General features: G+C 73.9%; 12 protein-coding genes. 2 read left to right on the top strand and 10 right to left on the bottom strand.

The features are described from left to right. Nucleotides 1-250: 250 nt before the first annotated feature. Together ACIPYS_RS15040 and paaI are read left to right on the top strand one after the other, a co-directional pair. On the top strand, nucleotides 251-1,702 hold the full coding sequence (locus tag ACIPYS_RS15040; protein WP_093862948.1) for a WGR domain-containing protein: 1,452 nt from the start codon (nucleotides 251-253) through the stop codon (nucleotides 1,700-1,702). A gap of 138 nt (nucleotides 1,703-1,840) precedes the next feature. Further along, nucleotides 1,841-2,341: a hydroxyphenylacetyl-CoA thioesterase PaaI gene (gene paaI, locus ACIPYS_RS15035; protein WP_400746327.1), complete on the top strand. Its 501-nt coding sequence runs from the start codon at nucleotides 1,841-1,843 to the stop codon at nucleotides 2,339-2,341. A 48-nt stretch (nucleotides 2,342-2,389) separates the two neighbouring features. Here paaI and ACIPYS_RS15030 read toward each other — a convergent pair whose 3' ends face one another. The 10 genes from ACIPYS_RS15030 to ACIPYS_RS14985 form a co-directional block, all read right to left on the bottom strand. Further along, nucleotides 2,390-3,643 (bottom strand): phenylacetate--CoA ligase family protein, encoded by a 1,254-nt coding sequence (locus tag ACIPYS_RS15030; protein WP_400746325.1) that lies wholly within the window; start codon nucleotides 3,641-3,643, stop codon nucleotides 2,390-2,392. A 33-nt stretch (nucleotides 3,644-3,676) separates the two neighbouring features. Continuing rightward, complete coding sequence (locus ACIPYS_RS15025) at nucleotides 3,677-4,552, bottom strand: SDR family NAD(P)-dependent oxidoreductase (protein WP_093862950.1); 876 nt, start codon at nucleotides 4,550-4,552, stop codon at nucleotides 3,677-3,679. After that, complete coding sequence (locus tag ACIPYS_RS15020; protein ID WP_107452618.1) at nucleotides 4,549-5,850, bottom strand: MFS transporter; 1,302 nt, start codon at nucleotides 5,848-5,850, stop codon at nucleotides 4,549-4,551. The genes ACIPYS_RS15025 and ACIPYS_RS15020 overlap by 4 nt, the downstream gene beginning before the upstream one ends. Further along, nucleotides 5,847-7,079, bottom strand: a complete 1,233-nt coding sequence (locus ACIPYS_RS15015; protein ID WP_093862951.1) for a phenylacetate--CoA ligase family protein — start codon at nucleotides 7,077-7,079, stop codon at nucleotides 5,847-5,849. Before ACIPYS_RS15015 ends, ACIPYS_RS15020 begins: the two co-directional genes overlap by 4 nt. Continuing rightward, entirely contained in the window at nucleotides 7,076-8,245 is a 1,170-nt protein-coding gene (locus tag ACIPYS_RS15010) for a RimK family alpha-L-glutamate ligase (protein WP_400746323.1), read from the bottom strand. The genes ACIPYS_RS15015 and ACIPYS_RS15010 overlap by 4 nt, the downstream gene beginning before the upstream one ends. Then, on the bottom strand, nucleotides 8,242-9,816 hold the full coding sequence (locus tag ACIPYS_RS15005) for a KamA family radical SAM protein (protein ID WP_400746322.1): 1,575 nt from the start codon (nucleotides 9,814-9,816) through the stop codon (nucleotides 8,242-8,244). Before ACIPYS_RS15005 ends, ACIPYS_RS15010 begins: the two co-directional genes overlap by 4 nt. A gap of 7 nt (nucleotides 9,817-9,823) precedes the next feature. Beyond that, nucleotides 9,824-11,587, bottom strand: coding sequence for a class I adenylate-forming enzyme family protein (locus ACIPYS_RS15000; RefSeq protein WP_400746320.1), 1,764 nt, complete (start codon nucleotides 11,585-11,587; stop codon nucleotides 9,824-9,826). A gap of 144 nt (nucleotides 11,588-11,731) precedes the next feature. Continuing rightward, the gene (locus ACIPYS_RS14995) at nucleotides 11,732-13,189 is read right to left on the bottom strand and encodes a flavin monoamine oxidase family protein (protein WP_400746318.1); all 1,458 of its coding nucleotides are present in this window, start codon (nucleotides 13,187-13,189) and stop codon (nucleotides 11,732-11,734) included. After that, the gene (locus ACIPYS_RS14990; protein WP_400746316.1) at nucleotides 13,186-13,428 is read right to left on the bottom strand and encodes a phosphopantetheine-binding protein; all 243 of its coding nucleotides are present in this window, start codon (nucleotides 13,426-13,428) and stop codon (nucleotides 13,186-13,188) included. The genes ACIPYS_RS14995 and ACIPYS_RS14990 overlap by 4 nt, the downstream gene beginning before the upstream one ends. A 227-nt stretch (nucleotides 13,429-13,655) precedes the next feature. Then, complete coding sequence (locus ACIPYS_RS14985; RefSeq protein WP_400746314.1) at nucleotides 13,656-15,149, bottom strand: amino acid adenylation domain-containing protein; 1,494 nt, start codon at nucleotides 15,147-15,149, stop codon at nucleotides 13,656-13,658. Between the last annotated feature and the right edge of the window lie 205 nt (nucleotides 15,150-15,354).

Raw genomic sequence — 15,354 nt, 5'->3', positions numbered from 1 at the left:
CTGTCAGAGCGGGTGGCGCGGCGGAAGGTCCGTTCGGGCAGACCGCGGGGGGCGTCCGGGCGGTGCGGGGGCGGGTGGTTCGTCGCCGTCCGGTGCGGTCCGGCCCGCGCCGCCGACGGGGGCCCGGGACGGGGGAGGGGCCCGCGGGGGCCCTGTCGGTGCCGGGGGCTAGGTTCTGAGGTGTCGCCGGGCACCGCGCCCGCAGCGCCGAAGCAACCCGTCACGCCCGTGCCCGGAAGGGGCCCACGCCATGTCAGCCACTGCCACCGACACGCAGTCGACGTACCTGGAGCTGTCCGAGGACAGCGGCAGCGCGCACAAGTTCTACGAGGTCCTGGTGGCCGGCGTGGACGTCACCATCACCTACGGGCGGATCGGCGAGAGCGGCCAGACGAAGACCACCGCCTACCCCACGCCGGAGAAGGCCGCGGCGGCGGCCGCCAAGAAGATCGGCGAGAAGGTCCGCAAGGGCTACGCCCCGGCGGTGCGCGGCGTGCGCGAGCGGCGGGCGGTGACGCGGCGGGCGATCGTCAGCACCCGTTCGACGGCCCGGCAGGCGCCGGTGCTGTGGCGGTTCAGCTCCGGCGCGGCGGCGTTCGGCATCTTCGTCGGCGAGGAGCACGCCTGGGTGGGCAACGAGCGCGGCGACGTCTACACGCTGACCCACGACGGCGCGGTGACCGGCCGCTTCGGGCTGCCGGACGGCGTCAAGTGCATCGTCGCGGACGACTGGTGGATCTACGCGGGCTGTGACAACGGCAAGGTGTACGACCTGGGCGGCAAGGTGCCGCGGGTGGCGTACGAGATAGCCGAGGACGTCGACATCTACTGGCTGGACATCCACGACGGCGTGCTCGGCGTGGCCGACGCGCGCGGCGGGATCACCACCGTCGACCACGAGGACGAGTTCCAGTGGCGGCGCTCGGCCGAGGGCACCGACGGCTGGATGGTGCGCTGCGACAACGACGGCGTCTACCACGGCCATTCGCGCGGCGTGAGCCGGTACGCGGCGCGCGGCGGCGCCCCGGTCTGGCACACCCGCACCGAGGGTGAGGTGCTGTTCGGCTGGCAGGAGCGGGAGGAGGTGTTCGCCGGTACGGGGCGCGGCTGGGTGCACCGGCTGCGCAAGGCGGACGGTTCGGAGGTGGCCCGCTACCGCTGCGACGCCGCGGTGTTCTCCTGCGCCGCCTCGCCCGACGGCCGGTACGTGTTCGCGGGGGACAACCACTCCTCGGTGTACTGCTTCGACGCCGACGGCACCCGGTTGTGGAAGCTCGGCACCGGCTCCGGCTCGGCGTACAGCATGCAGTACCGGGACGGCCGGCTGTACCTGGTGACCACGGACGGTTCGCTGGTCTGCCTGGACGCGAGCGAGGGGGCGGTGCGCGCGGCCGAGGAGGGCCGGCTGCCGGAGGCCGCCGAGGTGGACGGCAGCGGCTGGACGGCGGCGGTGGCCGGCGCGGAGATCGAGTCGGTGGCGGTCGGTTCGGTCGGCGCCGCGGGCGGCATCGAGGTGGAGTGCGTGCAGGACGGCACCCGGCTGCGGGTGCGGGTGGTCTCGCCGGGCTACGACGCGACCCGCCGGGTGCAGTTCCCGAAGGACATCCGGGTGCCCGGCGCGCGCTACCTGGTGGCCGAGGTGCTGGAGTCCGGCAGCGGCTCGTTCTACCGGGCGCGGGGGGACATCAAGCGGCTGCTCTGAGTTCTCCTGACGGACTTTCCGTCCCCGTCGGGAGACCGTTGACAGCCCGTCACGGGCCTCGGTGTAATGCGGGTGCAATACGCACGCACGGCACACCGACCGACCGTTTCGGGCTGTTCCCGGGGAAAGCAGGGCGTCATGAGCGTGGACACCGTGGCCGTCGAGGATTCGGCGGGGGCGGCGGATTCGGCGGGGGCGCCGGACTCGCCGGGTGCGGCCGGGGCCGCGGTGCCGAATTCCCGGATGGCCGCCCTGTACGAGCGCGACCTGGCCTGCCAGGGCCTGGGGATCACGCTCGAGGAGGTGTCCACCGGGCGGGCGTCGATGCGGATGACGGTGGCCCCGGCGATGGTGAACGGGCACGGCATCGCGCACGGCGGCTACCTGTTCCTGCTCGCCGACGCGGCCTTCTCCTACGCCTGCAACAGCTACGGCCCGGTGACGGTGGCGCAGGCCGCGCAGGTGACTTTCCTGGCACCGGCGGCGGTCGGGGACGAACTGGTGGCGGAGGCGGTGGAACGCACGCGTTCCGGGCGCACCGGCATTTACGACGTGACGGTGCGGAATGCGGCCGAAAAGGTGATCGCGGAATTCCGGGGCCAGAGCGTGATGCTGGCAGGACAGCCGCACACGGCCTGAGCGGCGGGGTGGGCCGGGGGAGCGGATTCCCCCCGGCCCACGGGCGCGTCACGCCGGCGGGCGCTCGTCCACGACCTGCTGGAGCTTGCCGGTGCGCGGGTTGGTGACCAGCTCCGCGCGGGGCACCCACTCCACCTCCAGGTCGTGGATCACCCCCGCCGCCACGTCGTCCGGGTAGAGCGGCCGGGCCCGGTACACCGCCTCGACCAGCGTCCCGGCCAGACCGGCCGGCGGCTCCTCGGTGTACCCGAGTCGCAGCACCAGCCCGTCCTTGCCGTCCCAGCGGCGCTGCACCATCTGCATCCCGGAGATCACCTGGTCCGGGTCGTGGGCGAGCAGGACGGCGCGGATCTCCTCGGTCGGCATCGCCACGGTGCCCACCCGGGCACCCTCGACCGACCGTCCGACCAGCCGGAACCGGCCGCGCTCCAGATCGACCCACTCGGCCCGGTCGCCGGTGGGGTAGCGCAGGATCGGCATCAGGGTGCGGAACAGATTGGTGACCACCACCCGGCCGGGCACGCCGAGTTCGGTGATCGGCTCGCCGGTGACGTCGTCGACCAGCTCCACCACCGTCCGGTTCGGGAAGGCCTCGTGCACCCGGACGTCGTCGCCGGGGACCGGCGCGCCGACCAGGCCGGCGTCCACCGAGGCGTAGCCGATCGAGGCGACGGCCGCGTTGGGGAACGCGCGGGAGAGGATCGGCCGCAGGTCGGCGAAGAGCAGGTCCCCGCCGAACAGCAGGAGTTCGATCCGCTCGGCCACCTGCCCGTGCTTGACCAGGTACTCGGCGACCGAGCTGAGCTTCATCGGCTCGCCGGCCAGCACGTCCACCCCGAAGTCGGAGATCAGCCCGGCGACGTAGGCGTCGGGCGCGGCGCCGACCGGCAGCCGGACGTTGTCCACGGGGGCGTGGTGCAGGGCGTTCTCGATGTACAGGAAGCCCCCGTACAGCTCGCCGGCCCAGAACAGGTTGGCGACCCGGTGACCGGGCTTGAGGCCGGCCTGGACCAGGCCCGCGCCGAAGGCGGTGACCGAGTCGGCGTGCTCGGTGCGCGACCAGGGGGAGAACTTGGGGACGCCGGTGGTGCCGCCGGTCTTGTAGACGCCGCCGTCGAGCAGCGGTCCGGTCAGCAGGCGGTTGTCCGGCCAGGAGTTGGCGGCCCAGAACGCGGTCTGCTCGATCAGCGGGAGCTGCGAGAGGTGTTCGACGCGCTCCGGCAGGTCCCGGTAGAGGTCGGCGTAGAAGGGGGAGTTGCGGCGGGCGAAGTCGATCAGTTCGGGCAGCGGTTTGGCGGGCATGCGCGGGACTCCTGACAGTGGGTCAGCGGCGGGTCAGCTGGGGTCGGGGCGGCCGATCCAGGTACGGGCGAGGGTCTGGACGGCCGAGCCGTCCGGGTCGGCGAGCTTCTGCGCCAGGTAGTCGGCGGCCCAGGCGTTGGTGGGCACCCGGAAGGCGGGCCGTTCGGCGCGCAGTGTGCGCACGACGACCTCGGCCACCTCCCGGGCGGGCTGTCCGGCGGCCTCCCAGCCCTGGCCGCCGACCCAGGCGAGGTAGTCCTCGAAGGTCGGCGCGTAGGGCCCGGAGGCCGCCGCGATGGTGCGGCGGTCGATGTCGGGGAAGATCCCGAACCGGGTGTCCGGCACGAAGCCGGGGACGACCACGGAGACCCGCACGCCGTGCGCGCCGGCCACCGGGGCGAGGCTCTCCATGAACCCCTCGACGGCGGCCTTGGCGGCGCAGTACGCCTCGTTGAACGGCTGGCCGACCACGCCGTGCACGCTGCCGATCGTGACCAGCCGGCCGCCGGAGGCGCGCAGCAGCGGCAGCGCGGCGCGGCTCACGGCGATCACGCCGAAGAAGTTCACCTCCAGATTGGCCCGCAGCGCGGCGTCGGTGGACATCTCCAGCGTGGGGTCGGAGTTGGAGACACCGGCGTTGTTGACCACCGCGTCCAGCCGCCCGTGGGTGGCGGCCACGCCGTCGACGCAGGCGGCGACGGAGGCGGCGTCGGTGACGTCGAGCCGGCGGACGTCCAGCTCCACCCCGGCCTCCCCGGCGGCCTTCCGCAGGTCGTCGGCGCGGTCCGGGTCGCGCAGGGTGGCCACGGTGGTGAACCCGGCCCGGGCGGCGGCCACGGCGGTGGCCAGGCCGATGCCGGATGAGCAGCCGGTGACGAGCAGGACGCCGTCGGCCGGTGCGGCGCTCACGGTGCGCTCTCCGTCAGCTCGGGCTCGGGCCGGGCGTCGGTGGGCCGCTGCTCCGCCTCGCGGGCGGCGGCGTCCATCCGGCCCTGGACGCCGAGAGCGGGCAGGAAGGAGCAGGCGGCGAGCAGGGTGCCGCCGGCCATCGTCCAGCGCGCCGCGTCCAGGACCCCGAGCGGGTCGGTGAGCGCGGACACGGCCAGGCCGCCGACCAGCGCGGCGAGCGGGATCACGCCCCAGGTGACGGTGCGGAACGCCGCGTGCATCACGCCCTGGTGCTCGGCGGACATCCGGGACTGGCGGGTGGGTGCGCTGCACACGTTGATGCAGGACATGAAGAAGCCGTAGCAGCCCATGGTCACCGCGATCACGAGCACGGAGGGCAGCGCGGGCGCGGCCAGCACGCCCAGCCCGACCAGGCAGTGCAGCAGCAGCGACCAGGCCAGGGTGCGGCCCAGGCCCAGCCGCCGGCTGATCCTGGGGGCGACCACGGCGCCGGTGAGCGCGCCGACCGCGCCGACCGACATGGCGGCGCCGAACTGGCCGACCGAGAGGTCCAGGCCCCGGTAGGCGAGCACGGGCAGCACCGTGACGAACACCGGCCCGCCGCAGTTGAGCGTGACCGCCGCCAGGACCACCCGGCGCAGCACCGGGTCGGCCCAGTTCATCCGGAACCCGATGGTCAGCCGCTCCCAGACGGTGCCCTCGACGACGGTGCGCTCGCCCCACGGCCGCATGTAGCGGAAGCAGGTGGCGGAGATCAGGTAGCTGGCGGCGTCGACCACGAGGGCACCGACGCCGAGCGCGCTGTAGAGGCCGGCGGCGATCGAGGGCCCGGCCACCTCGGCGACCGAGTTGCTGCCCTCCAGCCGGGAGTAGGCGCGCACCATCCGCTCCTCGGGGACCACCGCGGGGACGGCGATCAGGTACCCGACGTTGAAGAAGATGGTGGCGCCGCTGATCACGGCCACACAGCCGAACAGCAGCGGGGTGGAGAGCAGGTCCAGCCAGTACGCGAGCGGGATCACCAGGACGGCGGCCAGTCGGAGCAGGTCGCAGACCAGCATGGTGCGGCGCTTGTCCCAGCGGTCCACCAGCACTCCGGCGACCGGGCCCAGCAGCGGGATGCCGAGGTACTGGGCCATCGCCACCACGCCGACCTGGAGGGCGGAGGCGTGCAGCACGAAGATCATCAGGGTCGGGACGACGAACACGGTGATCCGGTCGCCGACCACGCTGACGGTCTGGCCGGTCCAGAACAGGTTGAAGCCGCGCCCGAGGTCCGCCGGCTTTCGCAGCTTCACGAGGCCTCCCCGCGGACCACCAGGGAGGCGGTCTTGCCGGTGCGGTCGTTGCTGACCAGCGCCTCGACGACCCGGACCGTCACGTGCTCGGGGTCGTGCTGGAACGCGGTGCTGAGGGTGAACGTCCCGGCCAGCAGCTCGGCCCGCAGCGCCGCCGGGTCCACCCCGGCGGCCGGGTCGGCCAGCAGCAGCACCTCGACGCCGGTGGCCCGGCCGCCGTCCTCGGTGACCACCACCTGGGCCCGGGAGACGCCGGGCTCCCGCTCGGCCCGGGCGACCAGCTCGTCCACGTGCAGGCCGAGGCCGCGCACCTGGACGACATTGTCCCGTCGCCCCAGCACCCGCATCGCGGCGCCGGGGCGGCCGCACGGGCAGGTGGTCAGCCCGCCCGCGTCCCCGGTGCGGTAGCGGAGCACCGGGTTGAGCATCTCCGGGTCGAGGGTGGTGAAGTCCAGCAGCCCGTCCGCTCCGGCGTGCACCAGCTGGGTGGGCAGCGGATGGAAGGTGTCGGCCGGGCAGTCGGGCGTGTTGGTGCCGACCACCCAGGTCTCGGTGGAGCCGAACATGCCCCAGCGGCGGGCCCCGGGCGCGACCACCGCGAGGTCCTCCTCCAGCTGCGGCTGCCAGGCCTCGCCCAGCCACAGCACCTTGCGCAGCGAGGGCAGCTTCAGCCCGGCCGCGCGGGCGTGCGCGAACCAGAGCCGCAGCACGCTGGGGGTGCCGCCGATCGCCGTCACCCCGCGGTCGGCGAGGAAGCCCAGCCAGTCCGGGTACTCCTCGCGGGTGATCGAGCCGAGCGCGATCACCCGGCAGCCGGCCCGGTCGGCCAGCGCGGCGGCCAGGAAGTGCGCGCCCCACATCCGGCCGGCGCCCCAGGCGTTGGCGAACACGTCCGCGCGGTCCAGCACCGGCCAGTGCTCGTGCACCCCGGCCATGTAGAACCCGGTCGGCGCGTAGCCGACCTTGGGCGCGCCGGTGGAACCGCCGCTCTGGAACAGCCAGGTGGCGGCCGTGTCGGAGCGCGGCTCCAGGTGGGCGAGGGCGGTGTTCAGGTCGTCCTTGAGCAGCGGCGGCAGCGCGGCCAGCTCGTCCAGGGTGCGGACGGCCGCCGGGCGGTCGGCGTAGCGGGGGGCGAGCGCGGGCACGGTGCGCAGCCGCTCCAGGGTGGCGGCGGCGACGGTCAGTCGTGGTTCGGCCGCGTCCGGCGGCAGGGAGAACGCGTCGGTCATCGGGTTTCCGATCGGGGGGCGGAGGTCGTCGGGGCGAGGGTCGTCGGGGTGGCGGTCGCGGGGGCGGGGGTCGGGGTGCGGTGCGGGAGGGGGGACATCAGGCCGACGGGGGCGGACGGCGTGCCGTCGGCGAGCCACTTGGCGTGGGCGTCCCGGTAGGCGGTGAACCGGGCCCGGACGATGTCGCGCTGCAGCGAGCGGTCCGGGTCGGTGAAGTCCGGGGCGATCACGCCGTCCGGCTCCAGCTCCGAGAACCAGTACTTCTCGCCGTCGTACAGGAAGTCCACGCAGAAGAACGGGATCCTCAGCTTCTCGGCGAAGTAGGCCGTGGCCTCGGCGAGTTCCGGCGGGACGGGCGGGAACTCCATCGTCCCGCCCCGGCTGGCGTTGGCCACCGGCGAACCGGCCTCCGGCACCCGTCGCATCACCGCGTACGGCTCGCCGTTCACCACGTACACCCGGTAGTCGACGGTGCCGTCGCCCAGGTACGGCTGGGCGACGAGCGTGGTGTCCCCGCCCTGGGCGAGGCTGGCCAGACCGCGGATGTCCTCCGGCCCGCGGGCGAGGTTGATCCCGCCGCCCCCGCACCAGCCGGCGGGCTTGACGATCGCCGGGTAGGTCAGCCGGTCGAGCGCCACCTCGTACTGGTGCTTGGCGACGTCCCGGCCGGAGCCGATCCGGATCGACGGGATCGGCGGTACCGGCGAGTCGGCCAGGTGCAGCACGGTGGCGACCTTGTCGTTGCCGATCAGCGAGACGTACGGCGGGAACGGCAGGTAGAACCCGGCCTGCTCCAGCACCGTGTACAGCGAGTACTGGTTGAAGATGTCCATCGACTGGTACGGCAGCGAGTACAGCGCGGTGACGAACAGGGTGTCCTGCGGGGTCACCGGCTCCTCGTCCACGTACACCACCGGGCGGGCGGGGTCACTGGCGTCCACCGTGACGGCGTCCGGGGAGTGCCGGCACCAGGAGAGGCCCAGCTCCTCGGCGATCTCCTCGTAGAGGTCCCAGAAGAAGTACCGCCACATCGCGGTGGTCCGGGTCGACTCGCGGTCGGGGAAGATCCAGCACATCCGGCGCAGCGGGGCGGCCTCCTGCGCGGCGGCCTCCTGCGGGCCGGCTTCCCGCGCGGCGGCTTCCTGCGAGCTGGTGCGGTCGGTCACCGTGCTGCTCCTTCCTGCGGGGCCGGTGCGGCGGCCGCGGCGCGCGCGGCCCGCTCCGTCCACCAGCGGCGGCCGGACTCGGGGAGGGTGTCCACCGGGTCGTAGTAGGGGTGGCGGCGCTCCAACGGGTCGTCGCCGGACGGCGCGGCGTCGCCCGAGCGGGCCTCGAGCGCGGTGCGGTAGTTCTTGGTCCAGTAGGAGATGCCGCGTTCGCGGTCGTACGCCACGGCCTGGTGCACCCAGCGCTTGCCGAGCCGCGGCACGTCGCAGACCAGGCGCGGGGTGGCGTAGCCGGGCAGGTAGCCCATGATCGCCTCCTGGAGGTACTGGGCCTGGTGGACGCTGGTGCGCCAGTGCTCGGCGTTGGGGATCATGTCGCAGAGGTAGAAGTAGTAGGGGAGGATGTTCGCCTCGCCCTGGAGCGCGAAGCAGAGGTCCAGCAGGTCCTCCGGGGTGTCGTTGACGCCCCGCATCAGCACGCCCTGGTTGCGCACGTCGCGCACGCCCGCGTCGAGCAGCGCCCGGGCCGCCTCGGCGACCAGCGGGGTCACCGAGCGCACGTGGTTGGCGTGGGTGTGCACGGCGAGGTTGACGGCGCGCCGGGCGGCGATCGTCGCGACCCGGTGCACGCCCTCCAGGACCTGCGGCTGCAGCCAGTGCTGCGGCAGGCCGACCACCGCCTTGCTGGCGAGCCGGATGTCGCGGACCGACTCCAGCTCCAGCAGCCGCAGCAGGAAGGACTCCAGCTGCGGCCACGGCACATTGGCGAGGTCGCCGCCGGACACCACCACGTCGCGCACGGCCGGGGTGCGCTTGAGGTAGTCGAGCATCTGCTCCTGCCGGTGGGCCGGCCGCAGCACCAGCCGGGCCTTGGTGACCTGGGGCGTGGAGGTGCCGACCAGGTCCATCCGGGTGCAGTGCCCGCAGTACTGCGGGCAGGTGGAGACCAGCTCGGCCAGCACCTTGGTGGGGTAACGGTGGGTGAGGCCCTCGACCACCCACATCTCGGCCTCGTGCAGCGAGTCGCGCTCGGCCTTCGGGTGGCTGGGCCAGCGCGGGTGCCGGTCGGCGAGCACCGGCAGCATGTAGCGACGCACCGGGTCGGCCAGGAACGCAGCGGTGAACGCCGCCGGGGTGGTGGGGGAGTGCGCGGCCATGGTGTTCAGCAGCTGCGGTGGCAGCAGGATCGGCATGGTCGCGAACTCGGCCTGATCGGCGGCGAGTTGCTCGTAGAACTCGGGCGTGAGCAGTTCGCCGACGACCGCCCGGAGCTGGCGGGCGTTCTTGACGCAGTGCGCGCGCTGCCACTGGGCGTCGCGCCACTGCGCCTCGGTGACGTCGCGCCAGCCGGGCAGCCGGCGCCAGTCCGGCTCCACCAGCCGGGCCCGGACGTACTGGTACGGCTGCCGGAGCGGGGGCGGTGCGGCGGTGGTGGTGACGGTGCTGGATGCGGCGGTCGGGAGCGCGGCGGCCGGGAGTGCGGGGGCCGGGAGTGCGGGGGTCGGGAGTGCGGGCGCGGTGGTCACCGGCGCGGCGGGGGTGCGCGCGGGGGACAGGAGGTGGTCGGTCATTCCGGTGCTACTGGGCGGTGAGGAGGGTGGCGAAGCGGGTGCGCAGTTCGCGCTTGAGCACCTTGCCGGTCGGCCCGAGCGGGAAGTCCGCCGCCGTGCGGGCGATCCGGACGGCGGCGAGCGCGGCCAGTCCGGCCCCGACCAGGGCCTTGTTGGCGGCCTCCAGGACCTCCTCGGCGGTCGCGGACTCCGCGTCCTGCTGCAACTGGACCACCGCGAGCGGCCGTTGCGCCTCACCGGTGGCACCGGGCACGCCCACCACCGAGCAGTCCCGGACCAGCTCGGCGCAGTCCGCCAGCAGTACCTCCTCGACCGGAAGGCTGTAGACCGGCCCGGCGGAGGTGTCGATGACGTCCACGGTGCGGTCCAGGTGGTAGAACCGGCCCTCGGCGTCGCGCCGGGCGAGGTCCCCGGTCAGCCAGTAGCCGGCCAGTTCGAAGCTCCCGGTCAGCCGCGCGTTGTTCCAGTAGCCCGGTGTCCGCGAGGGCGAGTCGATCCCGAGCAGCCCGACCGTGCCGTCCGGCAGTTCGTTGCCGTCCTGGTCCAGCACGGCAGCCCGGCGCACCACTTCGAGCGGCTTGCCGACACAGCGGTCGTTGCGGACGCTCTCCGGTGTGGTGACCTGGCCGAACAGTGCCATGCCCATCTCGGAGGAGCCCAGCCCGTCGACGAACTGCGAACCGGGCAGCGCGGGTTGCTCGGCCTTCTCCTGCGGCAGCAGCCAGGGCCGGATCAGCCCGGCCGGGCGCTCGCCCAGCTGCACCAGCCGGCGGATGTGCCCGTAGTGCGCGCTGTCGCCGGTGTTGAACCAGGAGTGCACCTTGGCCGCGCCCGCCACCGGCAGCTCGCCGGTGGCGAGTTCGACGAAGGTGCGCGGGAAGGAGGCGACCATGGTGGGCCGGAAGGCCTCCATCACCGGCTCGACCACCGAGCGGCGCCAGTCCGCCATCACCACGGTCGGCAGGCCGAGCAGGGTCGCGGTGAGGAAGTAGCTCAGACCGCCGGCGTGGGTGTGCGGCATCAGCGACATCAGCCGGTCCTCCGGCTCGGCCGGGAAGCGCACCATGCGCGGCTGCTTGCCGTCCCAGAACTGCCGGTGCGCCAGCATCGTCGACTTCGGCGTGCCGGTGGTGCCGGAGGAGTGGATCAGCGCGACCACATCGTCCGCCGCGTGCCGGTACGGGTACTCGGCGGGCAGGCCGCCGGAGGCGTCCGCGTCGAAGGCCTGGATCTCGGCGGCGAGCGCGATGAACCGGGGGCGGCGCTGCGGGTCCTGGCGGTAGGCGGCGGCGAGGCGGGTGGTGTCGTCGGCGACCACGCCGACCACGCCGACGTGGTTGAGGTAGCGGACCATCACGTCGTGCCGCATGGCGTCGTTCACCAGGGCCGGGACGGCGCCCAGCGCGGTGAGCGCCAGGAAGTGCAGCAGCGGCTCCAGGCCCTCGGCGATCACCACCGCCACCGGCTCGCCCGGGCGCACGCCGTTCGCGTGGTACCAGGCGGCGTAGCGGTCGCGCAGGTCGGCGAGGTCCTGGAGGCTGTGGCCGCGCAGCACCACCGCGCCGCGGTGGTCGAGGTGGTGGCTGTAGGCGAAGGGGACCGCGCGGTTGGGGTTCACGGCGAGGGCGTGGTCGAGGAAGTTGCCGGCCCCGAGCTCCGGTTCGGCCATCAGCCGCTCGCGAGCGGCGAGCGGTGCGACCGGGGAGGGGGCGGAGGGTGCGGCGGTGGCGGCGGACGCGCCGTTGTCCGGGGAGGAACTCTCGTCGCTCATGGCGGTCTCCTGAGGGGGGTGGCCCGCGGTTCTTGTGGAACGGAGCGCGGGTTGCGTGGTGAGGGAGAACTCGTGCGTGGGTGCTCGTGCCGGGGAGGTGGTGCCGGTGGTGCCGGTGGTGCTCGTGGTTCGGCGGAGCGGGGGTCAGCCCCCGGTGCGGAGGATCTCCGCGACGACCCGCCGGCCGGAGCGGATCGCGCCCTCCAGCAGGCCGAAGAACTCGGTACTGGTCTCGGTGCCGGCCCAGTGCACCCGGCCGTGCGGCGCGGTCAGCGCCGGGCCGAGCCGCGACCAGTCGCCGGGGCCGAAGAGGGCCGCGTAACACCCCTTGCTGTAGGGCTCGTTCACCCAGTCGGTGCAGTGGAAGCCGATCGGCTCGGGCAGCATCGGGAACAGCGAGCGGGCCTGCGCGACGGCGGCCGCGCGCTGCTCCTCCGGCTCCAGGGCCGCGTAGCGGTGCGCCTCCGCACCGGTGACGAAGCCGGTGAGCACGCCGACCCGGGAGCCGTCCGGCGCGTCGGCCGGCGAGTCGTCCACGGTGGAGAGCAGCGGGCCCCGGGCGTTGACCGACCAGCCGGAGAGCCCGTGCTCGCGCCAGACCGGCGCGGGATAGACCAGGTTGACCTTGACCGCGCAGCCGCGTCCGGTCCGTTCGCCCGCGCGCGGGGCCGGCCGTACGGGCCGGAAGTCGAGCGACTCCGCGAGCAGCGGCGGCAGCGCCACCACCGCGACGTCGGCCCGGTACGCCGCCCCGCCCTCGGTGTGCACGGTCACGCCCTCGCCGTCCTGGACGACGGACCGCACCGGTTCGCCGAGCCGTACCGAACCGGGCCGCCGGTCCGTCAGCCGGGCGGCGAGCCGTTCGCACAGCAGGTGCGCGCCGCCGGCGACCCGGTCCTCCTGGGCGCCGCCCTCGAAGGCGTTCAGATAGCGCAGTCCGCCGCCCGAACGCAGGTAGAAGGCCATGTGCAGGACCGAGACGTCGGCCGGGTCGGCGGCCATCATCTCGCCGAGGAAGAGCGGGAAGAACAGCCGGGCGTCCGGGTGGTCGAGCTCCTGCTCGGCCCACTCGGCGGCGGTGAGGGTGTCCAGCCGTTCGGCGTCCGGGGTGCGCCAGGGCGCCTCGGGGTCGAGCCGGGCGGTGAGTTCGGCGAGCCGGTCGAACAGTTCACCGAGCGCGACGGCGTTGAGCGGTGGGAACCGGCCGTCCCGGGTGGCGGGTTCGCCGTTCGCGTCGGGGACCGGAGTGGCGTCGGCGAGCGCGAACCGGCTCGCGCCGAGCATGGTGGTGGGCGTGGTGGCGAGGCCCAGCTCCTTGATCAGCGCCAGGAGTTCGGTGTGCTTGGCGCCGAGGTAGGCGGCGCCCGCGTCGATCCAGGCACCGGGTGCGACCTCGATCCCGTGCGTGCGCCCGCCGACCCGTGGGCGCGCCTCCAGCACGGTGACCCGCACCCCGCGCGCCGCCAGCTCCTCCGCGGCGGTCAGCCCGGCCAGGCCGGCGCCGATCACCACGGCGGAGGCGACCGGTGCGGGGCCGTTCGCGGCGGGGCCGCTCGTCGTGGAGCCGCTCGTGGTGGGGCCGCTGGTGGTGGGGCCGGTCATCCCGCGGCCGCGATCAGCTCGACCAGACCGGCCGGGGTCGGTGCGAGCACGAAGTCATCGAAGGTCAGCTCGACGCCGTAGTTCCGGGCGACCGCGCTCAGTACGCGGGTGGCGATGAGCGAGTCACCGCCGAGGAGGAAGAAGTCCGAGTCCGCCGCGACGTCGTCCGTCTCCAGGACGCGGCGGAAGATCGTCACCAGGCCGTCCGTGTCGGCGGGGGTGGTGTCTACGCTGCTCAACGAGGATCTCCTTTGACCGTCGGACTGCGGTGCGCCGGTGGGGCACCTGGTGCGGGGGCCGTACGGGTGGGCCCGAGGTGGTACGGCGAGTGGGTACGCCGGGCGGGTGGTGCGACGGACGGGCGCGGCTCCGGCTCCTGTCGGGCCGGGCGGCGGTGCCGGGTGCGGGGGTGCCGGCGCGGGTGGCACGGGTGCTGCCACTGATGCCGGTTGTGACGCCGGTGGCGCTAGTGGTGCGCGGGTTCGGGCAGTTGGGCGCCCTCGCGGGGGCCGCGCGCGGAGTGGAGGCGGTGCGAGCCGGCCCGGTCGACCTTGCCGCTCGCCGTGAGCACCAGCTCCGGCACGACGGTGATCCGGCTGGGCACCAGATGGCCGGGCACCCGGTCCCGCAGGTACGTCCGGAGTTCGGCGCCCAGGGTTCCGGTCGTCGCCGCGGCGCGCGGCACGACGTACGCGACCAGCGCCGACCGCCCGGCCAGGGTCGTCCCCGTGACCGCGACGGCGTGCACGCCCGGATGCCCGGCGAGGTGCGCCTCGACCTCGGCCGGGTCGACCCGGATCCCGCGCACCTTGAACTCGCCGTCCAGTCGCCCCTGGTGGGTCAGCACACCGTCCGGTGCCCGGCCCACCCGGTCGCCGGTGCGGTACCAGCGCACGCCCTCGGCGTCCTCGGTGAAGCGGTCCGCGGTGGCCTCGGGCAGTCCCAGGTAGCCGAGCGCGACCGCGGGGCCGCCGATCAGCAACTCGCCCCGCTCGCTGATCCGTTCGTGCACGTGGGGCAGGGCGCGCCCGATCGGCACCCGGTCGCCCGCCGCCCACGGCCGGTCCCGCGCGGCGGCCAGCGGCCCGTGCAGGTCGACGGCATGGGTGATCAGCGTGGTCTCGGTGGACCCGTAGGTGTTGAGCAGTCGGACCCGCCCGGTGTCCAGGGCGGCCCAGTCGGCGAGCCGGGCCGGGTTGGCGGCCTCCCCGCCGATCACCAGCAGCCGGACGCACTCGGGCAGCGCGAGGCGCTCCTCGGTGAGGTGGAGGACCAGTTCGTGCCAGAACGCGGTGGGCAGGTCCAGTACGCCGATCCGTTCCCGTTCCACCAGCCGCAGGAAGCGCGGGAACGAGCCGGAGTGGGCGTCGCGGTCGAGGACGAGCGCGGCACCGCCGGTGAGGGCCGGGAGGATCTCCTCGAAGCAGGTGTCCCAGTTCAGCGAGGCGAACTGCAGCACCCGGTCCTCGGCGGTGAGGCCGAACAGGGTGCGCAGGGAGTCCACCGTGGCGGAGATCGCCCGGCGCGGTGTGACCACGGGTTTCGGCTGCCCGGTCGAACCCGAGGTGAAGAGCAGGTACGCCGGTCGCTCCGGCTCGGTCCGCTCCGGACCGGTCCCCGTCGCGGCGGTCGTGCCCGCGGCTTCGTCGGGTAACCCGACGACGCGCAGGCCGGGTTGAGCGAGGCCGTCGCCGACCGCCGTGCGGCAGCCGACCGCGGCCAGCATGTCCTGCCGCCGCTGCGGCGGGAACGCCGGGTCGACCGGGCAGTACGTCCCACCTGCGGCGAGGATGCCGAGCAGGGCGACGACGGTGTCCGGCGTGTGGGTCGCCGGAACGGCCACCACGCCGGGCGCGGTACCCAGGCCGTCGGCCAAGGTACGTACCAACTCGCCGAGTTGGCGGTAAGTCAGCGCGTCCCCGTGGTGGACGATCGCCGGTCGTTCGGGATATCGGCGCACGGTTTCCGTGAACGCGTCAATCAAGTCGGAACTGGCCCCGTGGATGTTGCGGTTATTTGTCATGCCCGCCCCAAAGAATGCCGTGCGAGCACTTGTTCGGTGCTCGGCGGACCGGGACTCTACCCGCCGAGCCTGCGGAGCCACAATGGCTGTTGAGGATGTCGCTTCAAGGATGTGTGGTTGACATGTGAACGGGGCGAGGTCT

Origin of the sequence: Kitasatospora sp. NPDC089913 (genome assembly GCF_044748625.1) — a bacterium.
Lineage (GTDB): Bacteria > Actinomycetota > Actinomycetes > Streptomycetales > Streptomycetaceae > Kitasatospora.
This window is presented reverse-complemented; position numbering and strand designations above follow the sequence as displayed.